The sequence below is a fragment of the Rhizorhabdus sp. P4_G6 genome (genome assembly GCF_056401045.1).
Window position 1 is genome coordinate 15080 of sequence record NZ_JBFUKC010000013.1, and the last position, 23292, is coordinate 38371.

Here is a 23292-nt window from a genome sequence, read left to right on the forward strand (position 1 = left end):
TCTTAGCAGTCGCGGTCGATCGCGCGGCCGGCCAGGGCGCCGACGCCTGCACCAATGATGGCGCCGGTAGTGCCGTCGCCGCGATCATAGCGGCCGTTGCCGATCTCATGGCCCAGCAGGCCACCTGCGATAGCGCCGAGGATGGTGCCGCCGGTGCCCTTGTCGCGGCAGCGGCCGTAGCCGCGCCCGCCATAATAGCCGCGGTTGCCGTAATAGCGTCCGCGATCGGCGTAATACCGGTCGCGGCCACGATAATAGTCCCGGCCATAGCCGCGATGTCCATATCCATCACGGACATGCTCGTAGCGGCCACCGCCAAAATATTGCGCCTGCGCCGCCACTGGCGCGACCGCTGCGAGTGCTACTGCGGTTGCAGCGGCGGCTGTGAAAAACTTGCGCAACATAACTACCTCCTGGTCTCAACCGCGGATTCCGCGAAGAACCCATAAAAAGGCCAACAGGGCCCGATCGATGGCTCGCTTATTCCATGATTCGCGTGAGCCGATGCTGAACATGGCTGTTGGCGGCCGTTCATAATCCGCGACGACCCGAGATCGCCGAGGCGGTCAAAGTCCTTGGGGTTTGAGCGCGCTGCCGGTATCGCCCGGGCCATGAAGAAGGCTCTGGCCGCACTGCTGTTCTGCCTGCTGCCCAGTTCGGCAGGATACCCCCAGGCATCGGACGTTGCGATCGTCGCCACGCCCATCCCCATCGATCCCGACGATCCGGCGCACCGCGACATCGGCCGGCTCCGCTATCTCGGCGGCTGGAAGCTTACCAGCCGCCAGCGCAACTTCGGCGGCTATTCGTCGCTGCGGGTGGACGGAGACCGCTTTGTCGCGCTGGCCGATACCGGCGACTATATGCGCTTCCGCATGGCAGAGCCGGGTATCATCACCGACAGCCGGTTCGGCACGCTGCCCGCTTTTCCGACAAGCACCGGCACGCGCGCCGACCGCGATTCGGAATCGATGACGGAAGGGCCCCAAGGTGACATCTGGGTCGGCTTCGAGGCGCGCAATGCGATCCTGCGCTACAGCGCCGACTTCGCGAAGCCGATCGCATCGGGTTTCCCGCCGGCGATGAAGGCCTGGTCGGTCAACTCCGGTGCCGAGGCGATGGTGCGGCTGGACGACGGCCGATTCGCGATATTCTGCGAAGGTACTGCGGTCGCCCCGTTCGTCCATGCCGCCCTGCTCTTCCCCGGCGACCCCACCGATGCCAGCAATGTGCCGATCCAGTTCGGCTACCGCCCGCCGCGCGATTATGCGCCGACCGACGCGCGGCAGCTCCCGGACGGGAGGATCATCGTCCTGCACCGCCGATTCGGCGTCCTGTCGGGCTTTGCCGCTGCGCTGTCGATCATCGATCCCCGGGCGATCTCCGAAGGCGCGACCGTCGACGGCGAGATGATCGCCGAGATCAAGCCGCCGCTGAACGTCGACAATATGGAGGGGATGAGCATCACCCGCGAAAATGGCAAGGTGATCGTCTGGATCATATCCGACGACAACCAGATCGCGCTGGAGCGGACCCTGCTGCTGAAGTTCGAGCTGCTGGAGCCCGCCGGATAGCTGCGGAGCCGATCGCGACGAGGCGAATCGACCCGCGCAAACAAAAACCGGACCGCGAGAGCGATCCGGCTTCGTTCTGTGTGATCCGCCGGAGCGGAGAAATCAGGCGGCGAGGGCCTGCTTCTTGGCGACTTCACGCTTCAGGCGGCGCGCGCGCAGCGACAGGTCGTCGTCCGACGTCTTGAGCAGCCAGTTGTCGAGGCCGCCGACATGCTCCACCGAACGCAGGCCGTGGGTCGACACCTTCAGCTTGACGCCCTTGCCGAGCGAATCGGAGATCAGCGTCACATTCTGCAGGTTCGGCAGAAAGGTCCGCTTGGTCTTGTTGTTGGCATGGGACACGTTGTGGCCCACTTGGCGGCCCTTGCCGGTCAGCTCGCAGATGCGCGACATGATAGTTCGTCCTGAATGTTCGGGTTGCCCGGAAAGTGGCGGCGGATAACGGCGATCCCGAGATTCGTCAAGCCGTTCGGACGGGCCAATGCAACTCTAGCCGTAACAGATCGTTGTTCGCGCACCACCACATCGGCGGAGGAGTGCCCAAGTGAACACGCCCAACGAGCATTATAAGGAATATCCCGCGCGCAACAATGGTGCTCGCGTCGGTATCATCGTCGCGGTCATCGCGATTCTCGCGATCATCGCCGCCTTCGCCTTCGGGCTGATCGACATCAACCAGACCAAGGAAATGAAGGCTCCCGACGTCTCGGTTTCGGGCGGCCAGGCACCAGCCTTCGACGTTGACACGGCGAAGGTCGATGTCGGTACGAAATCGACCGACATCACCGTGCCCAAGGTCGACGTCGGCACCACCAAGGAAGAGATCAAGGTTCCGACCGTGGACGTCAAGAAGGCCAATTGACGTGGCGCGGCAGCAGGCCATCCGCGCGGCGGCATCGCCCTGGGCGGTCGTCGCGGCGATCCTGCTGCCGCCGCTCGGCGTTTTCCTGGGGCGGGGCATAACGCCCGCTTTCTGGGTGACCGTCCTGCTGACCCTGATCGGCTGGGTTCCGGGCGTAGTGATGGCGCTCGCGCTGTTGCTGGTCCCTGATCGCATCCCGATCCGCTAGAGCGATATGAAGTCAGGTGGAATCACCTGACGACTCGCATATCGCGTAAAATCAAAGACCTAGAGCGGCCAATCCGATGTAATCGGATCACATACCGCTCTAGCGCTGGCCGTGCCCGGCTCGTACAGCGGGCCGATGAGCTTCCCGTTGCCCCCTCCCATGCGCCTCGCGCTCGACCTTGCCAGGCAAGCCGCATCCAGCGGAGAGGTGCCGGTCGCGGCCGTGATCATGCGCGGCGACGAGGTGGTCGCCACCGCAGCCAATGCGATGTGCTCAGGCAGCGACCCTACCGCCCATGCCGAGATGGAGGCGATTCGCGCCGCAGCCGCACGGCTGGGCGCGCAGCGGCTCGACGATTGCGACCTGTATGTCACGCTGGAGCCGTGCGCGATGTGCGCCGGCGCGATCTCGCATGCCCGGCTGCGCCGGCTCTATTACGGCGCCGAGGATCCGAAAGGGGGAGCGGTGGCACACGGCCCGCGCTTCTTCACGCAGCCGACCTGCCATCACCGGCCTGAAATCTATGGCGGCATCGGCGAGGCGGAAGCCGCAGCGTTGCTCCGCGACTTCTTCGTGGCGCGCCGCTGAGAGGGCAAGGGCCGAGCCGCTCGCCAGTCCGGCAGCTCGGCCCTTTGCGCGCCTGTCAGGCGGCGCTCTCCTTGATCGGAACGATCTTTATCTCGACGCGGCGGTTCTTCTGGCGGCCATCGATCGTCGCGTTGGAGGCGATGGGCTGGCTCGCACCGAAGCCCTGGGTCCCCAATCGGGCGGCCGCCACGCCATGCGTCGACAGATAGTTCGAGACGGCCGCCGCCCGGTTGCGCGACAGTGGCAGATTGATGGAGTCGGATCCCGTCGAGTCGGTATGCCCGTAAACATCGACATAGGTCTGGTTATATTCGCCGAGAATTCCGGCGACCTTGTCGAGCGTCGTGCGGAACTGCGGCTGCACCTCGTAGCTGTTGGTCGCGAAGGTGATCCCCGAAGGCATGTTGAGCAGCAACTCGTCGCCGCGACGCTCGACCTCGACACCACTGCCGGCGGTCTGCTCGCGAAGCTTGGCTTCCTGGCGATCCATGTAGGTACCGATCGCGCCGCCTGCCAGCGCACCGATCCCGGCACCGACAATAGCTTCGGTGCGGCTGTGCTTGCCTCCTACCAAGGCACCAGCGCCCGCCCCCAGCGCGGTTCCCGCCAGCGCTCCGATCGCCGCCTTCGACAATTTACGCTCGCCGGTTTCGGGGTTGGTGACGCAGCCTGCAAGCAAGGTTGAAGCCGTGAGAAGGGCGATAAGCCCGTGCATGGTTCGCATCGAAATATCTCCTGTCCCCTGGTGGGATCGGAAGCGAGAACATTCCTTGCCCATGATGGTTTCGTGTCCGTGCCGAATCGTGCGCGATTCAGGACGGTTGTGAAATTGCCGGATTCGCGGCATGAAGCGGCAGCGCCATGCCGCACCCTGCCCCTCTATCCCCCTTTCCGTGGTTCGACCTGGTGATCATCATCGTCCTGGTGGCGATCAATGGCGTCTTCGCGATGTCGGAGTTGGCGATCGTATCGGCGCGCAAGGCGCGGATGGAGGCGATGGCCCGCGCCGGCCATCGCGGCGCGCGGACGGCGATGGATCTCGCAGCCGATCCAGGACGCTTCCTGTCGACGGTGCAGATCGGCATTACCCTGATCGGCATCCTCGCCGGCGCCTATTCCGGGGCGAGCCTGGGCGGTCCGGTGGGCGACCGCCTCGTCCTGTTGGGGGTGCCGGCGGGCACGGCACCCGAGATCGGGTTCGGCCTAGTGATCGCCGTGACGACATTCGCCTCGCTGATCGTCGGCGAGTTGGTCCCAAAGCAGTTCGCGCTGCGCAAGCCCGAGCCGATCGCCGCCGTCATGGCGATCCCGATGCTGTGGCTGGCGCGATTGACCGCGCCTTTCGTCTGGCTGCTCGATCGTACGAGCGCGCTGATCTTCAGGATTCTGGGTTTGGCGCGGGAAGCCGAAAATCATGTGACCGCCGAAGAGCTGCACCTGATCGTCGCCGAAGCGTCTTCGGCCGGCGTCATCGAGGAGAGCGAGCGCGCGATCATCTCCGGCGTGGTCCGGCTGGCCGATCGGCCCGTGCGCGAGGTGATGACGCCGCGCACCGAGGTCGAGTGGATCGACATCAACGCCGATCCGGACGCGATCCGCGCGCAGATCGCCGAAATGCCGCACACGCGGATGCCCGTCGCCGACGGATCGGTCGACGAGATCATCGGCGTGATCCACTCGCGCGATCTGGTCCGCATCCTCATCAACGGCGGACCGATCGACCTGCGCGCGATCCTGCACAAGGGCATCTTCATCCCCGATCATGTCGATGCGATGGACGCGCTCAAGGCCCTGCGCGAGGCCGAGGTGCCGATGGCCTTCATCCACGACGAATATGGCCACTTCGAAGGGCTGGTGGCGCCGGCAAACCTGCTTGCCGCGATCGCGGGCGAATTCGCGTCGGACCAGGACGAGGATACCGACCCGCCGTTCGTCGAGCGCGACGACGGCAGCCTGCTGATCTCGGGAACCGTCGCTGCCGACAGCATGGCCGACCGGCTCGGCCTCTCCCTTCCCGAAGACCGCGATTTCGCGACCGCGGCTGGCTTTGCGCTCTGGCGTCTCAAGCATCTGCCGACGACCGGCGAGTCGTTCACCCACAAGGGATGGCGGTTCGAGGTGATCGACATGGACGGCCGGCGYATCGATAAACTGCTTGCGACGGCGACGCGCCGGGGCGAATAGGCTCCGTAAAGTCCGTATCACAGCGACCTGAGCGCTCGCCTCATCCAAAAATTGCTCGAAAATCGTTCGGTGTCCGTTTTTTTCCGGTTTTCGGCCCAGTTTCCAATTGCCCCAGCCGAAAACGCCGCGCACAAGAGGCGCCTTGCGCCGCCCAACGGTGCAACAACAGTTATCAAGCAACACCAGGAGTGATCATGAACACTGCCGACATCGCCGGCGTTGTCGCCGCTGAACAGGGGATCGACAAAGCCGCTGCCAAGCGCGTCATCGATGCCACCCTCAAGGCTATTACCGACGCCGCAAAAAAGGGTGAGGAAGTTTCGCTGCCGGGGTTCGGCAAGTTCAAGGTCGCCGACCGTCCGGCGCGCGAGGGCCGCAACCCGGCCACCGGCGCGACCCTGACGATCGCCGCTTCCAAGAAGGTCTCCTTCACGCCTGCAAAGGCGCTCAAGGATGCGTTGAACGATTGATCCGGACGAAGGCGCTGTCTCCAGCAGCGCCTTACCGGACATCGGTGAGGGGCGGCAGCGATGCCGCCCCTTTTTTGTTCATTCCACGACCCGTACGTTGCGCGACTGATCGGCTCGCGAATGATCGGCGACGTGCAGCCTCGCGCCGAAGCACATCCGGCGGAGGCCAAGGGTGTTCCTGCCGCGCGCCCAGCTTCAGCTGCTGGTCGTGTTCCTCAGCGAATGGCGGCGCAAGGGGGTGGGCGACACCATCAGACGCTTCGTCGCTAATTGAGCAGCGCGGCGATCTGTTCGATCAGCGCCGCATCGCCGGCGGCGATTACCTGGCCGGGACTCGCCGCATCGAGCGGCCGGCCTTGCCAGTCCGTCATCCGGCCGCCGGCGCCCTCGACCACCGGGATCAGCGCCGCGAAATCGTAGAGCTGGAGCCCGGATTCGATCACCGCGTCGAGATGGCCGGAGGCGGTGAGGCCGTAATTGTGGCAATCGCCGCCCCAGAGCGTATCGCCCGCAGCCGCGCTCACCTTCAGGAACCTCTGATATTCCGGAATACCGAAGGCGGCCGGCGATGTCGTGCCGATATGGGCATTGGTGAGCGCGGAGCAACGGCGCGTCCGTGCCGCTGCTCCGTTGAGCGTGGTCGGATGTCCCGCCGCGCCGATCCACCGGTCGCGCGCGATCGGCTGGTCGATCACCCCGAGCACCGGACGCTTTTCCTCGACGAGGGCGATCAGCGTCCCGAACAGTGGCCGGCCGGCGACAAAGGCGCGCGTCCCGTCGATCGGATCGAGCACCCAGACCCGCGCTGCATCCGCGCGCTCGAGGCCATATTCCTCACCGATGATGCCGTCCGACGGACGCTCTGCCGCTATGATCCTGCGCATCGCCGCCTCGGCGGCGCGATCGGCCTCGGTTACCGGCGAGGCATCGGCCTTGGTCTCCCGTTCGAAACGCGCCCGGAAGAAGGGGCGGATCGCTTCGCCCGCAGCATCGGCGAGCCGCTGCGCGAGGCGGATGTCGTCTTCGGTCATGCTGGCGTCATTCCCGCATCCAAGGCAAAGTGCAAGATCAGCTCGGGAGGTTGAGAATGAACACACCGGCCGGCTTCGCGACCGTCACGCCTTATTGCTTTGTCGAAGAGGCCGATGCCTTCGTCCGATTCCTGGTCCAGGCGCTGGGCGGCGAGCAGATCGGCATCCACTACCGGCCCGACGGAGCGATCGCCAATGCCCAGGTGCGGATCGGCACTGCAACCTTGATGGTCAGCGAGGCGAGCGGGGAATTCCCGGCCATGCCGGCTTCCTATTATCTATATGTCGATGATGCCGATGCGGCGATGGCCCGTGCCATCGCGGCCGGCGCGATATCGGTGCTCGACGTTGCCGACATGCCCTATGGCGATCGCCAGGGCGGCGTCCGCGATCCGCACGGCAATCTCTGGTGGATTTCGCAGCGCCTGACCGACGCGCCCTATTATTGAATCAGTCGAACAGGCTCGATACCGAGCTCTCGTCGGCGATCCGCTTGATCGCCTCGCCGAGGAGCGGGGCAATCGTCAGATGGCGAATCTTCTTCGCATCGGCGACCGACGGCGGCGCTCCGATCGAGTCGGTGATGACCAGTTCGAGCAGTTCCGAACCCTCCACCCGGGCGACGGCGCCGCCCGACAGCACGCCATGGCTGACATAGGCGACGACTTCCTCCGCCCCCGCCTGGCGCAGCGCCGCGGCCGCGTTGCACAACGTGCCCGCCGAATCGACGATGTCGTCGACGAGGATGCAGAAGCGGCCCGATACGTCGCCGATGATGTTCATCACTTCCGATTCGCCCGGCCGCTCGCGACGCTTGTCGACGATCGCCAACGGCGCGTTGTCGAGACGCTTGGACAGAGCCCGGGCGCGGACCACGCCGCCGACGTCGGGCGACACGACCATCAGGTTGCGCCCGGCGAAGCGTGCCTGGATATCGGCCGACATCACCGGCGCCGCATAGAGATTGTCGGTGGGGATATCGAAGAAGCCCTGGATCTGCCCGGCGTGGAGATCGACCGAGAGGACGCGGTTCGCACCAGCGGTCTCGAGCAGATTGGCGACGAGCTTGGCCGAAATCGGCGTGCGCGGCCCCGGTTTCCGATCCTGGCGGGCATAACCGAAATAGGGAACGACGGCAGTGATTCGCCGCGCCGACGAGCGCTTCAGCGCGTCGATGCAGATCAGCAATTCCATCAGATTGTCGTTGGCCGGATAGCCGGTCGACTGGATTACGAAGACATCCTCGCCGCGGACATTTTCGTGGATTTCCACGAAGACTTCCTCATCGGCGAAGCGCCTGACGCTCGCATCGGTCAACGGTAGCTCGAGATAGGCGGCTATCGCCCTCGCGAGCGTCGGGTTCGAATTGCCGGTGAGAAGCTTCATGAACAGGGTCCCCGTGACGGCGTTGCCGTGTTGGCGGCCTCTTAGGGTCCAAAGCCCGTGACCGCAACGCGGTATCGGGTTGAACTGCTCGATCGGCAACAGGGTGGCCCAACCAGCCCGATCGCCTTATGAGCGCCGGCATGATCGTCACTCGCTTCGCGCCCTCGCCGACCGGCCGGCTCCATGTCGGCAATATCCGTACCGCGCTCCATAACTGGATGTGGGCGAAGAAGCATGGCGGGCGCTTCCTGCTGCGGCTCGACGACACGGATCTAGAGCGGTCGACCCCGGAAAATGCCGAGGCGATCCGCGCCGATCTCGGCTGGCTGGGCCTGTTGCCAGACGACAGTGCGCGGCAGTCCGAGCGCTTCGCGCTTTACGAAGCCAGGTTCGAGACGCTGCGCGCCGCAGGCCGGGTCTATGCCTGCTACGAAAGCGCCGAAGAGCTCGAGCTCAAGCGCAAGATCCTCGCCGGACGGGGCCTGCCCCCGATATACGACCGGGCCGCGCTGGCGCTGAGCGGTGCCGAGCGTGCGGGCTTCGAGGCGGAAGGGCGCCGCCCGCACTGGCGCTTCCTGCTCGACCATGACAGCCCGATCGCCTGGAACGATCTCATCCGCGGGCCGCAGCAGCTCGATCCGAAGCTGCTGTCGGACCCGGTGATCCGCCGCGCCGACGGCAGCTGGCTCTATATGCTGCCCAGCGCGATCGACGATATCGACATGGGGGTCACCCATGTCGTGCGCGGCGAGGATCATGTCACCAACACCGGCCTGCAATTGCAGATGTTCGCTGCGCTCGGCGCGCCCACACCCGCCTTCGCGCATGAGGCGCTGCTGGTGGGCAGCGAGGGCAAGCTGTCGAAGCGGCTCGGCTCGCTCGGCTGCGACAGCTTCCGCGAGGAAGGCATCGAACCGATCGCGCTGATCGCGCTGCTCGCCCGGATCGGCACCAGCCTGCCGGTCGAGCCGGCAACCGATCCGGCGGCGCTGATCGAGTCGTTCGACTTCGCCCGCTTCGGCCGGGCGCCGGCGCGTTTCGACCTCGACGAGTTGAAGACGCTCAACGCGCGGATCATCCACGCGCTTGATTATGAAGCGGTCGCCGATCGTCTGCCGGCGCGGATGGACGCAGCGGCCTGGCAGGCGGTGCGGCCCAACCTGAGCCGCGTCGCCGAAGCTGCCGACTGGTGGGCTGTGGTGGAGGATGCGGCAGGGGCATGCGGCCTGCCCGAGGATCGCGAATTCCTGGCTGCTGCCGCCGAACTCGCGTCGGGCATGGCATGGAGCTACGCCATCTGGAAGACGCTGACCGGCGCCCTCGGCGCGCAGACCGGCCGCAAGGGCAAGAGCCTGTTCCTGCCGTTGCGCCTGGCGCTAACCGGCCGCGAACATGGTCCCGACATGAACGCGCTGCTGCCGTTGATCGGGAAGCATCGGGCGTTGGAACGGCTGAAGCGGGCGGCGGGCGGGTAGGTCGCTCGCCCTTCACGTCATCCCGGCCTCCGCCGGGACGACGGTAAAATTCGGGACGACGTTGGCTTTGGATGGAGGGACGCTCAAAACCGGTTCGACGGCGCGATCAGCCCGACCAGCAGGTAGAGGATGATCGTCGAGCCCACGCCGCACAGCGTCAGCAGGACGGCCAGCACGCGGATCAGCATCAGATCCATGCCCGAATAATCGGCGAGCCCGGCGCACACGCCCATGATCTTGCCTTCGGACTTGTTGAGGCGGAACGAATTGCTGCGGACAGACATGGCAAATTCCCTTTCCGGGGACAGGCGTGAAATCAAAGAAGCGTGGGGCGGTCGAGCGATACGGCCGCAGCGGTGCAGGTGCAGTTGGCATTGGCCGGGCCGATCGCAGCGGTGAGGCAGGCCAGGCTGAACAAGAGCGCGCCGCCGACTGCGAGCAGGAAGCGCCCGGTATCGCTCATGCTGGAGTGGGTATCGAACATCGTCTGGCTCCCTTGGTGCCGGCCATCGCTTGGCCGATGCCCGCTGCGTTGCAGGAGCCGTGCCAAGTTTCGGACCGGCCGAAAATCCAAGGATTTTCGATCAGATCTGCAAATGGCCGGGGAACGGTGGCCAACATTTGGGACGACACGCCAAACGCGCTTGGGAAATTACGCCATCTCCTGCAAGATCCCACGACGGCGGCCAGCCGCGGAGAGCTGACGGACGATGACCCTCCGCTTCAAGATCCAGGGCTGATAAGGTAGCGGACGGAACCGAAAATCCCGGGCTCGCCGTCGCATGGGGTGGCGCGGCGGGCCCTGCTTGCCTATCTAGCGGCGATGGCCGTCTTCCCACGCCCCTCCAGCCCGCGCGCCGCATGGGCCGATCTCAAGGCGTTCCTGCGCGGACAAGACCGCATCAAGCTGCTGTTTGCCGCACTGTCGATCCTGATGCCGATGCTGATCGTGCTCGGTTTCTACGTCGACTCGAAGACCGATCCGCCCAGGGCGCAGATCATCTACGCCCAGAGCTGGCCGGCCAGCCGCACCGATGACGAGATCAAGCGACAGAATATCGCGGACCAGAAGATCCTCGATGCCAAGCGTCGTGAAAAGCAGCTTGAATATAAGCGCCTCGCGGACAAGCTCGGCATTGAATAATCAGGGGCTCGACGATCGCCGATGGATGGCGTCCGCCATCGCTCTTGGTGAGCGCGGCCGCGGCCGGACCGCGCCCAATCCGGCGGTCGGCTGCGTGATCGTCCGCGATGGCCGCGTCATCGGGCGCGGCTGGACGCAACCGAGCGGGCGGCCCCACGCCGAGGCGCGCGCCATCGATGCGGCGGGCGACGTCACAGGGGCGACCCTGTACGTGACGCTTGAACCCTGCGCGCATATTTCGCCGCGCGGCCCGGCGTGCGCCGACCTGATTGCCGCTGCCCGACCGGCACGGGTAGTGGTCGCCATCGGCGATCCCGATCCCCGCACCGACGGCCAGGGTATCGCACGGCTCAAAGCCGCGGGGATTGCGGTGACGCAGGACGTGTGCAGAGACGAAGCGCGCGCATCGATGTGCGGGTTTCTCACCCGCCAGGAGAAGGGACGACCGCACGTCACGCTAAAGCTGGCGGTCTCGCTGGACGGACGCATCGCCCTGGCGGACGGATCGAGTCGCTGGATCACGGGGCCCGCCGCCCGCGCCCATGGCCATCTCGAACGCGCGCGATGCGACATGATTCTCGTGGGACGGGGCACGCTCGAAGCAGACGACCCGACCCTCGACGTCCGCCTGCCTGGCCTCGAAGATCGCAGCCCGCGCCGCGCGATGCTTGGACATGACGAAGCTCCGAAGGGGTGGCTGGCGATCCGCCAACCCGCCGAGATCGCAGCCATCGAGGGCGTCGACCATGTCCTTGTCGAGGGCGGCGCCGGCGCGGCGGCGGCCTTCCTTGCGGCCGACCTCGTCGACCGGCTGCTGATATATACGGCACCGATCGTCATCGGGGCAGGCCAGTCGGCGATCGGCGACATCGGTCTGAGCGATCTCGCCGCGGCGCATGGCCGCTGGCGACCGGTCGACACGCGGGTGCTTGGCAGCGACCGGCTCTCTGTTTACCACCGCGCCTGATGTTTACGGGAATCATAACGGATATCGGCACTATCGTCGCGATCGAACAGCGCGGCGACCTGCACGTGCGGATCGCCTGCGGCTATGACACCGCGACGATCGACATCGGCGCCTCTATCGCCTGTTCGGGCGCCTGCATGACCGTGGTGGAACTCGGCCTCGACTGGTTCGCGGTCGACATCAGCCATGAAAGCGTCTCCCGCACGCCGCCCGAGCGCTGGAAGATCGGCAGCAAGCTGAATCTGGAACGGTCGCTGAAGGTGGGCGACGAGCTGGGCGGCCATATCGTCACCGGTCATGTCGATGGCGTCGGCGCTGTCGCATCGCTCGCCCCGGACGGCGATTCACGGCGAATAGAGATTCGCGCCCCCGCGGCCCTGGCGCCCTACCTCGCCGCCAAGGGTTCGATCGCGGTCGACGGCATCTCGCTCACCGTCAACAGCGTCACCGACCAGCCTGACGGCAGCGCCATATTCGGGCTCAACATCATTCCGCACACCAGCGCGGTCACCACGCTCGGCGAGCTTGCCGTTCACGACGGGGTGAACCTCGAGATCGACGTGCTCGCACGATATCTCGGACGCATGGAAGAGCTGCGCGCGCGAACCGCACGGTAAATCACATTACAATGTGGCTTATGGTTGATGGCGACATCGGAATGTGCTAGTCACCCCTCATGAGCACCGATCTTATCGAACGCATCCGCGAAGCCGTCACCGAACGGCGCATCTCCCGGTCCGGCCTTGCAAGGGCCGCAGGCCTCCATCCCAACTCCCTGCGCTCGCTCGACGATCCACAATGGAACCCGACCGCAGAGACGCTCAAGAAGTTGGAGCGCTACCTGTCCTTCTCCGGCCTTTCGCCGATCGAAGAGATCATTGATGAAGCGCGCAACGGCCGGATGTTTATCCTGGTCGATGACGAGGATCGTGAAAATGAGGGGGATCTCATCATTCCCGCGCAGATGGCGACGCCGGATGCGGTCAACTTCATGGCCAAATATGGCCGCGGCCTGATCTGCCTGACGCTGACGCAGGAACGCGTCGACCAGCTCGGCCTGCCGCTGATGAGCCGGAATAACGGTACGCGGCATGAAACCGCCTTCACCGTCTCGATCGAGGCGCGCGAGGGGGTGACGACGGGTATTTCGGCGGCCGACCGCGCCCGGACCGTCGCCGTAGCCATCGATGCATCGAAGGGCCCCGAGCATATCGTCACGCCGGGGCATGTCTTTCCGCTGGTCGCCAAGAATGGCGGCGTTCTCATCCGCGCCGGGCACACCGAGGCCGCGGTCGATGTCTCGCGCCTCGCCGGACTCAATCCGTCCGGCGTGATCTGCGAGATCATGAACGATGACGGCACGATGGCGCGGATGGACACGCTCGTCGAGTTTGCGCGAACCCACAAGCTCAAGATCGGCACGATCCGCGATCTGATCGCCTATCGCCGCAAGCACGACCATCTGGTCGAGAAAGTGGCAGAGACCCGCTTCACCAGCCGATGGGGCGGTGACTGGCGCGCCATGACATTCCGGAACAAGGCCACCAACACCGAGCAGACGGCGCTGGTGAAAGGCTTTATCGACCCCGAAAAGCCGACACTGGTCCGCATGCACATGCTGTCTCCCTTTGCCGATATCTATGGCGAGGATTCCTCGCGGACGCGGCTGATAGAGCGCTCGATGGAAATGATCGCGGAAGAAGGGTCGGGCGTGCATGTTCTCCTGAACCGCCCGATAGCCTCGGGGATGAGCCGGGCGATCGCTGCCCGCGAAACCGGCGATTCTTCAGAGATGGACGAGTTGCGCGACTATGGCGTCGGCGCCCAGATCCTGACCGAGCTGGGCGTGCAGGACATGATCCTGCTTACCAATTCGCATCATACGCTGGTCGGCCTGGCCGGCTATGGCCTGTCGATCGTCGGCGAGCGCCCGATCCCCCCCAGGAATTGAAGGTTATCCAACATGGCCAAGCTGCTTATCGTGGAAGCGCGCTTCTACGATCACCTCAACGAGATGCTCCTCGATGGCGCACGCACCGCAATCGAGGAGGCTGGCCACCGGCACGAAACGGTCACCGTGCCCGGGGCCCTGGAGGTGCCAGGCGCAATCGCGATGGCCGCCGAGAGCGGCCGCTATGACGGCTTCGTCGCGCTGGGCGTCATCATCCGCGGCGAAACCTATCATTTCGAGGTGGTGTCGAACGAAAGCGCGCGCGGGCTCATGGCGCTGTCCATGGATGGCATCGCCATCGGCAACGGCATTCTTACCGTCGAGAACGAAGCCCAGGCACTCGCACGCGCCCGCCGCACCGAGAAGGACAAGGGCGGCGAAGCGGCCAAGGCGGCGCTGCGGATGATGGATTTGCGGGAAAAATTCGGAGCGTAGAACCGGTTCTGGCTCGTCTTGCGGCTGCGGCGATGATGCAAGCGCGCAAGGCTGGCCAGCCGCAGCCGCCGCGCGTAGAAGCAGGGGCATGATCGCACCTATCGACATGACCCTGGACGAGTTGCGCGACGCGCTGGCCGTCACGCTGCCAGCCCATGCCGTGTTCGACGGCTGGAGCAGGACGGCGCTGGACGGCGCCGCGACGGAGTTGGGCGTGCCGGCCGATCGCGCGGCGCTGTGCTTTCCTGGTGGCGCGATTGACATGATCGACGCCTGGTTCGCCATGATCGACCGGTCGATGGCAGCGACCCTGGAAGCACAGGGCGTGAGGGAGATGAAAATCCGCGCTCGCATCCGCGCGGCAGTGCTCGCCCGGCTCGGCGAGGCGGCCCGGCATCCCGACGCGCTGCGCCGCGCGCTGGCAATACTCGGTCGGCCGGGCAATGCGCGCCGCGCCGCCAAGCTGGGCTGGCGGGCCGCCGATGCGATGTGGCGGGCCGCCGGGGACAGCAGCGTCGACTTCGCCTGGTACAGCAAGCGCGCCACGCTCAGCGCGGTCTATGCCGCCACCTTGATGGCCTGGATGGATGACGACAGCGAAGGCTTCGTCGACACCCACGCGTTTCTCGACCGCCGCATCGACGACGTGATGAAGATTGAACAGCTGAAAGCCCGGATCAAGGTCGATCCCGATCGCCACTTCAGCCCGGCACGCTTCCTGGGGCGTCTTCGCTACCGGGCCGGGCGCTAGCCGGGCGCCAGGCGAGGAGACGGCAGGCGCGTGATGCCAGCCATGATTGGACTCGCAATCTTCTCTCGTTATTGATAATCAGTTGCATCATGGACCTCAACACGATCCGCATCACTCTCGACAAGCTGCCGCTCGGAAGTGGTGGCGAAATCGTCGACGTCGATTGGGCGATCCTCAGCGACAAGGACGGCCGCCGCCTGCGCGAGCTGGGCGTCGACGAGGGGGTTTCGGTCGAGAAGCTCCACAAGGGCCCGTTCGGAATTGATCCGATCGCGTGCAGGATTGGCCGGATGACGGTTGCGCTGCGTAGCGCACAAGCTGCCGCCATCGGCGTGGGGCCGCGCCGGAACCAATGAACCCCGCACCCCTGGTCGCGCTGGCCGGCAATCCCAATGCCGGCAAGAGCGCGCTGTTCAACGCGCTGACCGGAGCCCGCCAGAAGGTCGGCAACTATCCGGGCGTGACCGTCGAGCGCAAATCCGGTCGAATGGCGCTGGCGGACGGCCGCCCGGTCGAGATGCTCGACCTGCCCGGCACCTATAGCCTCGAGCCGTCGAGCCCCGACGAGGCGGTGACGCATGACGTGCTGCTGGGCAAGCAGCCCGGTGAGCGGCTGCCGTCGGCGCTGCTGATCGTCATTGACGCGACCAACCTGGACAACCACCTCCGCTTCGCGCTCCAGCTGATCGCGCTGGGCCTGCCGACCGTGGTGGCACTCAACATGATCGACATGGCCGCCCGCGACGGCCTCAGCATCGATGCCGCGAAGCTGTCGGCCGCTCTGGGCGTGCCGGTGATCCCCACCGTGGCGGTGCGCCGCAAGGGCATCGAAGAGCTCAAGGCCGCGATCGGCATGCTCGCCACCGGCGGCCCGGTTCGCCTGAGCGGAACCGATGCCGTGATCCACGAGGACATCGTGACGCTGCAGCGCCGCGCCCGCGTGATAGCGGTCGCGGCGACCACCGAAGAGAATTTCAGGCGCCGCTGGAGCCATCGCGCCGACGCGGTGGCGCTTCATCCCATTATCGGGCCGGCCCTTCTGGCGACGATATTGTTCGTGATGTTCCAGGCGGTGTTCGCCTGGTCGGCGATGCCGGTCGACATGATCGACAGCGGCTTCCAGCAATTGCAGGCGGCGGTGACAGCCGCGATGCCCCCCGGCTTCCTGCGTTCGCTGATCGTCGAGGGGCTGATAGCAGGGGTCGGCGCGGTGATCGTCTTCCTGCCGCAGATCCTGATCCTGTTCCTGTTCATCCTGATGCTTGAGGCCTCGGGCTACATGGTCCGCGCCGCCTTCATCATGGATCATCTGATGTCGCGGGTGGGCTTGTCGGGGCGGGCCTTCATCCCACTGCTCTCATCCTTCGCCTGCGCCATCCCGGGTATCATGGCGACGCGCACCATCGACGATCCCAAGGACCGGCTGACGACCATATTGATCGCGCCGCTGATGACCTGTTCGGCGCGGCTTCCGGTCTATGCGGTGATCATCGCGGCCTTCATTCCCGCGCGCGACGTGGCGCCCGGCGTCGGACTCCAGGGCCTGGTGCTGTTCGGCCTCTATGCCGCAGGCGTCGGCGGCGCGATGCTGGCCGCCCTCATTCTCAGACGCACCGTCACCAAGGGGCCGCCACCGGGCTTCATGATGGAGATGCCGCGCTACCAGATGCCGATCCTGCGCGATGTCGCGCTCGGCCTGTGGCAGCGCGCGATGATCTTCCTCCGGCGGGCCGGCACGATCATCGCAGCGACGACGATGGTGCTGTGGCTGCTGGTCTCCTATCCCAAACCGCCCGTCGGCAACGCGCTGCCCGCCATCGACTATTCGATCGCCGGCCGCATCGCCAACGGGATGGAACCGGTGCTGCGCCCGATCGGCTTCACCCGCGACATGGCACTGGCGCTGATCCCGGCGATGGCCGCCCGCGAGGTCGCAGTCTCGGCGCTGGCGACGGTCTATGCCGTCGATGCGTCGGACGAGAGCGCGCAGCAGCGCTCACTGGTCGACCGGCTGCATGGACGCTGGTCGCTGCCGACCGCCCTCGCTTTCCTTGCCTGGTTCGTGTTCGCGCCGCAGTGCATCTCGACGATCGCCGTGGTGCGCCGCGAGACCAATGGCTGGAAATGGACGGGCTTCATGCTCGGCTATCTGTTCGCCCTCGCATATCTCGCGGCAGGCGCTACATACTGGGCCGCGATCGCTCTGGGACTCTAGAGCAACCCCAAATTAGGAGACAGCCGTGGCTGGCAGCGTGAACAAGGTGATCCTGGTCGGTAATCTGGGCCGCGACCCCGAATCGCGCAGCTTTCAGAATGGCGGCAAGGTGGTGAACCTGCGCGTCGCTACTTCCGAGCAGTGGAAGGATCGCAACACCGGCGAACGCCGCGACAAGACCGAATGGCATTCGGTGGCGATCTTCAACGAGAACCTGGCCAATGTCGCCGAGCGCTATCTGCGCAAGGGCAGCAAGGTCTATCTCGAAGGCCAGCTCCAGACCCGCAAATGGACCGACAATGCCGGCGTCGAGAAATACTCGACCGAGGTGGTGCTGCAGGGGTTCAACGCGGTGATGGTGATGCTCGACGGACCCGGCGGCGGCGGCAGTGGTGGTGGCAGCATGGGCGGCGGCGCGAGCGGCGGCGGCGGCTCCGGCTGGGGCGACGATGATGGCGGCGGCTATGGCGGCGGCGCGAGCTTCGGCGGCGGTGGCAGCCGCGGCGGCGCCAGCGCGCCGGCGGGCCGCAAGTCGGACCCGTTCGATGCCGGCGACCTCGACGACGACGTGCCCTTCTAAGTTCGGGCACCTGATATCGTCGTTATCCCGAACCTGCTTCGGATGACGACTCGACCGGGCGTAAGGAGGGCGGCGGCCTCCCGCTGCCACTCCACGCGACAGTCCCTGCCGAAACAGGGACGAACCGTGAGCGAAACATATTTCCCCTGCCTTATCCGCTTGATCGACGGCGGGGGGAGCGTATTTTCCCGCGATGGGTAAGGTCAGTGGGTGCCGGGCGACACGATGAAGGTTTTCGTTCCGTTCCTTCGGTCCCCGCCCTTCCCCGGCGCGCCGGCGGCCGCCGCTGCCGTCAGCATAGCAAGGCCCGCCCCCTCCCCTCGTGCAGCAGCATCCCCGCAGGACATTGCGCGCGCGCGGATGATCATCGAGCAGATCGTTGCCGAGCGGATCGGCGGCAGCTTCTGGTGCTCCGGAGCCGACGACCTCTGGCACCGCATTGCCCAGGACGGCCCGATCGCCGCGGGTGGCGACGATGAACTTGGCCTGGTCGCGTGGATGGCCGGACGTGAGGTCGACTGGCTCGGCGCCGGCCGGTTTTCCGACATTGCCCGCGACGGCGCGCCCGACCCGCTCGAACGCGCCGTAATCACCTGGCTGATCGACGCCGTCGACTATCGCGATCCTTTCACGGGCCGGCCGGTGGCGATCGAGACAGCCATCGAACAGCTCGTCTTCTGGCGCCACGCGATCGATCGCAATCGCGGCCTCGCGGTCGCCGCCGGCATCGCCCGCTGGAAACGGCGCGAGGTAGAGACGATGCTGTGGCCTGGCCAGCCGCTATATTTTGCGCGCCGTGCCGCCGACGCGGTGCGCAACGCCCGCGCCGGGCAGGGCGCGATCGCCGTGTGGCCGTCCAAGGCGCCCCGCGGCCTTGATGCCGAGGCGGCCGCGCATGGCGTGACGGTGCATCCCGTCGAGGATGGCTTCCTCCGCTCGAGCGGCCTCGGCAGCGATTGCCACCCGCCCCACTCGATCATCCTCGACCGCAGCGGACTGCATCTCGATCCGCGCAAGCCATCCGATCTCGAGACGCTGATCGCGACACCGATCGACAATCCGGTGCTGATCGCCCGCGCCGAACGGCTGATGCGCACCCTGATCGAGGCCGGCATCAGCAAATATGCCAGCGGCGGGCGGCCGTTCGAGCGGCCGGTGCAGGGCCGGCGGCTGGTGCTGGTGACCGGGCAGGTTGAGGACGATCTTTCGGTCCGCCTCGGCGGTGCGGGCGTCGCGGGCAATCTCGACCTGCTTCGCCGGGCGCGCGCCGCCGAACCCGAAGCCTATCTGATCTTCAAGCCACATCCCGATGTCGATGCCGGCCACCGCCGGGGACGGATTCCGGACGGCGAAGCGCTCGAGTTCGTCGACCAGATCGTTCGCGACGTGCCGATGTCGTCACTGCTCGACAGCGTCGATGCGGTGCACGTGCTCACCTCGCTCGCCGGGTTCGAGGCGCTCATCAGGGGGTGCGAGGTCGTGACCCACGGCCAGCCATTCTACGCAGGTTGGGGATTGACGCGAGACCTGGCACCGCCCATTGAGCGGCGCGGGGGCCGCACAGTAACGAAGGCGCAATTGGTGGCGGCAACCTTGATCCTGTATCCGCGCTATCTTGATCCAGCCACAAAATTGCCCTGTCCGCCTGAGATATTGGTCGAAAGACTGGCGGCACAGCCCGTTCCACAGGAAACCCCGCTGACGCGCTTCAGGCGCTTGCAGGGACGTTTGCGGCGCGGAATGGTCAGCGTGGGAGGCAAAGCGTGAAACTGCACGACATAGCCAAGCAACGCTTCCTGTTCCTGCAGGGACCGCCCGGGCCCTTCTTCGATCGGCTGGGTGCGGCGCTGCGCAATCAGGGCCACGCCGTCCACCGCATCAATCTCAACGGCGGCGATGCCGCCTCGTGGTCGGGGCCGGCCGTCGATTATCGCGGCACCGCGGAACGCTGGCCCAGCTTTGTCGACGATTATCTCGTCCAGCACGCGATCAGCGATGTCATCCTGTTCGGTGACTGCCGCCCGCTTCACAATGCCGCCCGCGGCATGGCCCGGCTGCGCGGCGTCCGCGTCCATGTGTTCGAGGAAGGCTATATCCGTCCGAACTGGGCGACACTCGAACTCGACGGCGTCAACGGCCACTCGACTTTGCCGCGCGATCCGAAATGGTATCTGGCCGCAGCGCGCACCTTGCCGCCGCTCGCCGATCTGCCCAACGTGCCGTCCCGCTTCCGCCGCCGCGCGCAGGAAGCAACCAGCTATTATGCCCGTACCTCGCTCGGCAAGCTGCGCTTCCCCAATTACCGGTCGCATCGCGACCGCTCGGCCGCGGCCGAGGCGCTGGGCTGGCTCAAGCAGTTCGCGCTGCGCAAGCTGCACGAGGACCAGGCCGAGACGGCACTCGCCGGGCTGGAAGGCCGCCGCTATTTCACGTTGCCGCTACAGCTCTCCTCGGACCACCAGATCCGCGTCCATTCGCTGTTCGGCACGATGCAGGCCGGCGCATCCTATGTGATCGAGAGCTTCGCGCGCTCGGCCCCGGCCGATACGCTGCTGCTCGTCAAGGAGCACCCGCTCGACAGCAGCCTGTTCAGCTGGCGGCACTTCATCCGCCGCGAAGCGCGTCGGCTCGATGTCGAGGACCGGGTGATCTTCGCCAAGGGCGGCAACATCGCCGACATCGTCGAAGGCTCGCTCGGCGTCGTCACCGTGAACAGCACGACCGGAACGCTCGCGCTCGCGTCCGGGGTCCCGGTGATCGCGCTCGGCCAGGCGGTGTACAACATCCCGGGCATCACCTTCGACGGCCCGCTCGACGCCTTCTGGAGCAACCCGACACCGCCCGACCCGAAGATCTGGGACGCCTTTTCGCGCGTGCTGCAGGCGCGCTGCCTGGTCTATGGCGGTTTCGCCAGCGACGAGGGCATCGAGATGCTCGTCCAGGGCTCGATCGCGCGCCTCGTCCAGGCATCGATGATCATCGACCTGACCAAGCACATCAGCGGCACGGCGCAGGCGGCGGAGTAATCACCTGCGACCGTTTTGGACACGGGTTCATCGGCGCCGGAAGATAAACTCCTCGTCATACCAGCTGCCCACCTTGAATCGATACTCCCCCGCCTTCTCGAATCCGCGCGCGGCGTAGACCGCCTGGGCCTTGTCATTGCCCGACCAGACCCCGAGCCAGACCGGGCCGGGGCGCGTCGCCGCGAGATGGTCCAACGCGCAATCGAGCAGCTGCTTGCCCAGTTTCAGCCCCTGCGCCTCGCGCAGCACATAGAGTTGGTAGAGCTCGCCATGGCCTTCCCGCACATCGGCATGCGGCAATTTGCAGGGCCCGACCTGCGTATAGCCGAGCAGGCGGCCATCGCGCTCGGCGACCCAGTTCTGCCGAGCGCGATCGGCGATTTCGGCAGCGACCGCGGGCTCCGCATAAGAGGCGGCTTCGAAGGCGGCCAGATCGTCCGGCGGATAGGGGATGCCGAAGCCTTCCTCGAGGAAGGTCTCCCGGAACGTGACCAGCTTGAGGCCGGCGAGCGCTGCCACATCATCTGGGCGGGCCGGGCGGATGATTGTCATGCCCCTTGGGTAGGACGGGCCGCCTTCGAAGAAAAGGGCCGGGTGAGTCCCCGCACCGGCAGCCGCCGGACAAGCTCTCAGATGAAGTCCTGATAGCTCAGCGTCGTCGCCGCGATGCCGTCGAGCTTCAGGATCGAGTCGATCGCGCCCGTCGCGCCCGCGCCCTGATAAAACAGGAAACTGTCCGCACCGACCTTGAGCGCAGCGATGTCGGTGGTGCCGGCATGGCCGTCGAGCAGTTGCTGCGCATAGCTCTGCGCTGAAGCGACGGTGGTGAACAGCTTGGTCGCGACGATCAGGTCGCCCGCACCGACCTTGAAAGCGAGGTCGATGTGATCGGTGCCGTGGAGGAAATCCGTCACCTCCTGGAAAAGCGTTCCGGCCCTGGCGGGGGCGCCCGAACCGGGCTGGCTGAAGTCGAAAATATCGGCGCCGGCGCCGCCGGTCAGCAGATCGGCATGGCCGCTGGCCTTGCCCGCGACCAGCCGGTCGTCGCCATCGCCGCCGGTCAGCGTGTCGCTGCCCGCACCGCCCTGCAGGCTGTCGTTGCCCAATCCGCCGGATAGCAGGTTGCCACCGGTGGCCGCGCTCGCGTCGATACGGTCCGCACCGGCGCCGCCCTGCACGCTGTTCGCCCCCGCACCCTTGATGACGATGCCGTCATTGCCGTCGCCGCCATCGACGCTGTTCCGGCCGGTGCTCGCCGTCGCGCCGACGGTGATCCGGTCGTCGCCGCTCTGCCCGTCGATCCGGTTGCTGCCGCCGCCGGCCATGATCGTGTCGTTGCCGTCCTTGAGCGGAACGCCCGCCGCATTGCCGTAGATGATGTTATCGCCATTGCCGACATAGATATTGTCGGATCCATAGCCGCCCGACACCATGTTGGTACCGTGGCCAAGCGCGACGACATCGTCGCCCGATCCGGCGTTGAGGGTGTAGTTGATGTTGGTGGCTTCCTGGCCGAAATAATTATTGGCGCCGTCGCCGGTCCAGGATTTGGCGACGTAGCTTCCGGCCGGATCGGCGCCGGTGACGAGCATCGCCTTATAGACCTCGCCGGCCGCACCATATTGGCCGTTGCTCAGCTTCCCCTTGAAGTCGGCGTTGCTGTCCCAGTAATTCGCATAGGCGACATCATGGGTGTCGAACCATTGCTTGGCGAGCGCGATGAAGCTGCCGCCATTGGCGCTGTTCATGCCCCATTCGCTATAGGCGCTCTGCTTGCCGTGCGCGGCGGCGAAGTCCTCGACCCATTGCAGGCCATATTTGGACGTCACCAGATATTGGAACATCGTGGCGCCGTCGGCGGCCGTGGCGCCCGGTTTATTGAAGTAGAAATCGCCGCCGATGAAATCGACATATTTGTCGCCGGGATAGGCGGTAGCAGGGTCCATCGCCGCCTTTGAGACCTGGATGTTCCACTCGAACCTGAAGTTGCCCGAAACCGAGCGGAAGGCGTCGACGGCGTTGCGAAACGTCTGCGCGAAGGCCGCCGGGTCCTTGATCGCCGACCAGTTGAAATAGCTCTCGTTCATCTCGTTGCCGAGCCGGACGATGATCGGCTGGTCCTTGCCGAAGGCGCCGACCAGCTTCTGCGCCGCATAGACATAGTTGGCGTCATATTTGTGTGCGGCGCCCTCCTGGAGGGTACCGGTGTCGGCGATCAGCGGCACCGACCAGAGCGGGGTGACGCCCTGCGCCTTGGCCGCGGTCGCATTGAACGCGAGTTCCCCCTTCCAGTCGGCCCAGGTGGCCTTCTCGATGAAGATGGTGGTCATCTGCGGGCTGGTGCCGAGCCAGCTGCGCGCCGCCTCCAGCCCGGTTCCGCGCACGCCGCCGACGAACATTCCGGTAAGCATAGGTCACTCGCAATTCGGGAAGCTGAGCCCCCCA

Annotated in this window: 28 protein-coding genes; 19 read left to right on the top strand and 9 right to left on the bottom strand. The window is 65.8% G+C overall.

The features are described 5' to 3' along the window. Window positions 1-2: 2 nt before the first annotated feature. Window positions 3-404, bottom strand: a complete 402-nt coding sequence (locus tag AC1DPF_RS13685; RefSeq protein WP_477872470.1) for a glycine zipper 2TM domain-containing protein — start codon at window positions 402-404, stop codon at window positions 3-5. 207 nt (window positions 405-611) lie between these two features. Between AC1DPF_RS13685 and AC1DPF_RS13690 the strand changes: the two genes are divergently transcribed. After that, entirely contained in the window at window positions 612-1574 is a 963-nt protein-coding gene (locus AC1DPF_RS13690) for an esterase-like activity of phytase family protein (RefSeq protein WP_477961912.1), read from the top strand. 102 nt (window positions 1575-1676) lie between these two features. Here AC1DPF_RS13690 and rpmB read toward each other — a convergent pair whose 3' ends face one another. Further along, entirely contained in the window at window positions 1677-1967 is a 291-nt protein-coding gene (gene rpmB / locus AC1DPF_RS13695) for a 50S ribosomal protein L28 (RefSeq protein WP_477872466.1), read from the bottom strand. A 151-nt stretch (window positions 1968-2118) separates the two neighbouring features. Between rpmB and AC1DPF_RS13700 the strand changes: the two genes are divergently transcribed. The 3 genes from AC1DPF_RS13700 to AC1DPF_RS13710 all read left to right on the top strand — a co-directional run bounded on the left by AC1DPF_RS13700 (window position 2119) and on the right by AC1DPF_RS13710 (window position 3232). Then, complete coding sequence (locus AC1DPF_RS13700; RefSeq protein ID WP_477872464.1) at window positions 2119-2436, top strand: hypothetical protein; 318 nt, start codon at window positions 2119-2121, stop codon at window positions 2434-2436. Between the two features lies 1 nt (window position 2437). Next, window positions 2438-2644, top strand: a complete 207-nt coding sequence (locus AC1DPF_RS13705) for a YqaE/Pmp3 family membrane protein (protein ID WP_477872462.1) — start codon at window positions 2438-2440, stop codon at window positions 2642-2644. A gap of 159 nt (window positions 2645-2803) precedes the next feature. Continuing rightward, window positions 2804-3232: a nucleoside deaminase gene (locus AC1DPF_RS13710; RefSeq protein WP_477961914.1), complete on the top strand. Its 429-nt coding sequence runs from the start codon at window positions 2804-2806 to the stop codon at window positions 3230-3232. Between the two features lie 55 nt (window positions 3233-3287). Here the strand turns inward: AC1DPF_RS13710 and AC1DPF_RS13715 are convergent, their stop codons facing one another. Beyond that, on the bottom strand, window positions 3288-3956 hold the full coding sequence (locus AC1DPF_RS13715; RefSeq protein WP_477872458.1) for a YiaD family glycine zipper/OmpA-like lipoprotein: 669 nt from the start codon (window positions 3954-3956) through the stop codon (window positions 3288-3290). A 137-nt stretch (window positions 3957-4093) separates the two neighbouring features. On the opposite strand from AC1DPF_RS13715, the gene AC1DPF_RS13720 reads away from it, so the two are divergent. Both AC1DPF_RS13720 and AC1DPF_RS13725 read left to right on the top strand, forming a co-directional pair. Then, window positions 4094-5416 (top strand): hemolysin family protein, encoded by a 1323-nt coding sequence (locus AC1DPF_RS13720; protein ID WP_477872456.1) that lies wholly within the window; start codon window positions 4094-4096, stop codon window positions 5414-5416. A 194-nt stretch (window positions 5417-5610) separates the two neighbouring features. Next, window positions 5611-5886: an HU family DNA-binding protein gene (locus tag AC1DPF_RS13725; protein ID WP_477872455.1), complete on the top strand. Its 276-nt coding sequence runs from the start codon at window positions 5611-5613 to the stop codon at window positions 5884-5886. A 266-nt stretch (window positions 5887-6152) separates the two neighbouring features. Here the strand turns inward: AC1DPF_RS13725 and hisN are convergent, their stop codons facing one another. After that, window positions 6153-6917 (bottom strand): histidinol-phosphatase, encoded by a 765-nt coding sequence (gene hisN, locus AC1DPF_RS13730; RefSeq protein ID WP_477961915.1) that lies wholly within the window; start codon window positions 6915-6917, stop codon window positions 6153-6155. 56 nt (window positions 6918-6973) lie between these two features. Here hisN and AC1DPF_RS13735 point away from each other — a divergent pair, with 56 nt between their 5' ends. Beyond that, window positions 6974-7366: a VOC family protein gene (locus AC1DPF_RS13735; RefSeq protein WP_477872451.1), complete on the top strand. Its 393-nt coding sequence runs from the start codon at window positions 6974-6976 to the stop codon at window positions 7364-7366. Between the two features lies 1 nt (window position 7367). On the opposite strand, the gene AC1DPF_RS13740 is transcribed toward AC1DPF_RS13735, so the two are convergent. Beyond that, on the bottom strand, window positions 7368-8303 hold the full coding sequence (locus tag AC1DPF_RS13740) for a ribose-phosphate pyrophosphokinase (protein ID WP_477872449.1): 936 nt from the start codon (window positions 8301-8303) through the stop codon (window positions 7368-7370). A 140-nt stretch (window positions 8304-8443) separates the two neighbouring features. Here AC1DPF_RS13740 and gltX point away from each other — a divergent pair, with 140 nt between their 5' ends. Further along, window positions 8444-9778 (top strand): glutamate--tRNA ligase, encoded by a 1335-nt coding sequence (gltX, locus tag AC1DPF_RS13745; protein ID WP_477962003.1) that lies wholly within the window; start codon window positions 8444-8446, stop codon window positions 9776-9778. 83 nt (window positions 9779-9861) lie between these two features. Here the strand turns inward: gltX and AC1DPF_RS13750 are convergent, their stop codons facing one another. Continuing rightward, a complete protein-coding gene (locus AC1DPF_RS13750; protein WP_477872447.1) occupies window positions 9862-10062 on the bottom strand; it encodes a PspC domain-containing protein in 201 nt (66 codons plus the stop codon). A gap of 32 nt (window positions 10063-10094) precedes the next feature. Further along, on the bottom strand, window positions 10095-10262 hold the full coding sequence (locus tag AC1DPF_RS13755; protein WP_477872445.1) for a hypothetical protein: 168 nt from the start codon (window positions 10260-10262) through the stop codon (window positions 10095-10097). 339 nt (window positions 10263-10601) lie between these two features. Here AC1DPF_RS13755 and AC1DPF_RS13760 point away from each other — a divergent pair, with 339 nt between their 5' ends. The 11 genes from AC1DPF_RS13760 (at window position 10602) to AC1DPF_RS13810 (ending at window position 20847) form a co-directional block, all read left to right on the top strand. Further along, a complete protein-coding gene (locus tag AC1DPF_RS13760) occupies window positions 10602-10922 on the top strand; it encodes a hypothetical protein (RefSeq protein WP_477872443.1) in 321 nt (106 codons plus the stop codon). Window positions 10923-10947: 25 nt separating this feature from the next. Next, window positions 10948-11889 (top strand): bifunctional diaminohydroxyphosphoribosylaminopyrimidine deaminase/5-amino-6-(5-phosphoribosylamino)uracil reductase RibD, encoded by a 942-nt coding sequence (gene ribD / locus AC1DPF_RS13765; RefSeq protein ID WP_477961917.1) that lies wholly within the window; start codon window positions 10948-10950, stop codon window positions 11887-11889. Beyond that, the gene (locus AC1DPF_RS13770; protein WP_477872439.1) at window positions 11889-12506 is read left to right on the top strand and encodes a riboflavin synthase; all 618 of its coding nucleotides are present in this window, start codon (window positions 11889-11891) and stop codon (window positions 12504-12506) included. Before ribD ends, AC1DPF_RS13770 begins: the two co-directional genes overlap by 1 nt. Before the next feature lie 59 nt (window positions 12507-12565). Continuing rightward, complete coding sequence (gene ribB, locus AC1DPF_RS13775) at window positions 12566-13840, top strand: 3,4-dihydroxy-2-butanone-4-phosphate synthase (RefSeq protein WP_477872437.1); 1275 nt, start codon at window positions 12566-12568, stop codon at window positions 13838-13840. A gap of 12 nt (window positions 13841-13852) precedes the next feature. Further along, window positions 13853-14275 carry a 6,7-dimethyl-8-ribityllumazine synthase gene (gene ribH / locus AC1DPF_RS13780; RefSeq protein ID WP_477961919.1) on the top strand — a complete coding sequence of 141 codons (423 nt, stop codon included), beginning with the start codon at window positions 13853-13855 and terminating at the stop codon, window positions 14273-14275. Between the two features lie 88 nt (window positions 14276-14363). Continuing rightward, window positions 14364-15026 carry a COQ9 family protein gene (locus tag AC1DPF_RS13785; protein WP_477961921.1) on the top strand — a complete coding sequence of 221 codons (663 nt, stop codon included), beginning with the start codon at window positions 14364-14366 and terminating at the stop codon, window positions 15024-15026. Window positions 15027-15115: 89 nt separating this feature from the next. After that, on the top strand, window positions 15116-15382 hold the full coding sequence (locus tag AC1DPF_RS13790) for a FeoA family protein (protein ID WP_477872431.1): 267 nt from the start codon (window positions 15116-15118) through the stop codon (window positions 15380-15382). Then, window positions 15379-17241, top strand: a complete 1863-nt coding sequence (feoB, locus tag AC1DPF_RS13795; RefSeq protein WP_477961923.1) for a ferrous iron transporter B — start codon at window positions 15379-15381, stop codon at window positions 17239-17241. The genes AC1DPF_RS13790 and feoB overlap by 4 nt, the downstream gene beginning before the upstream one ends. Before the next feature lie 25 nt (window positions 17242-17266). After that, window positions 17267-17821, top strand: a complete 555-nt coding sequence (ssb, locus tag AC1DPF_RS13800; RefSeq protein ID WP_477872427.1) for a single-stranded DNA-binding protein — start codon at window positions 17267-17269, stop codon at window positions 17819-17821. 360 nt (window positions 17822-18181) lie between these two features. After that, the gene (locus AC1DPF_RS13805; protein WP_477961925.1) at window positions 18182-19588 is read left to right on the top strand and encodes a capsular polysaccharide export protein, LipB/KpsS family; all 1407 of its coding nucleotides are present in this window, start codon (window positions 18182-18184) and stop codon (window positions 19586-19588) included. Then, complete coding sequence (locus AC1DPF_RS13810) at window positions 19585-20847, top strand: capsule biosynthesis protein (protein ID WP_477872423.1); 1263 nt, start codon at window positions 19585-19587, stop codon at window positions 20845-20847. Before AC1DPF_RS13805 ends, AC1DPF_RS13810 begins: the two co-directional genes overlap by 4 nt. A 27-nt stretch (window positions 20848-20874) precedes the next feature. Here AC1DPF_RS13810 and AC1DPF_RS13815 read toward each other — a convergent pair whose 3' ends face one another. Beyond that, window positions 20875-21399 (bottom strand): N-acetyltransferase family protein, encoded by a 525-nt coding sequence (locus tag AC1DPF_RS13815; protein ID WP_477961927.1) that lies wholly within the window; start codon window positions 21397-21399, stop codon window positions 20875-20877. Between the two features lie 77 nt (window positions 21400-21476). Beyond that, a complete protein-coding gene (locus tag AC1DPF_RS13820; protein WP_477961929.1) occupies window positions 21477-23258 on the bottom strand; it encodes a glycosyl hydrolase in 1782 nt (593 codons plus the stop codon). Window positions 23259-23292: the final 34 nt, after the last annotated feature.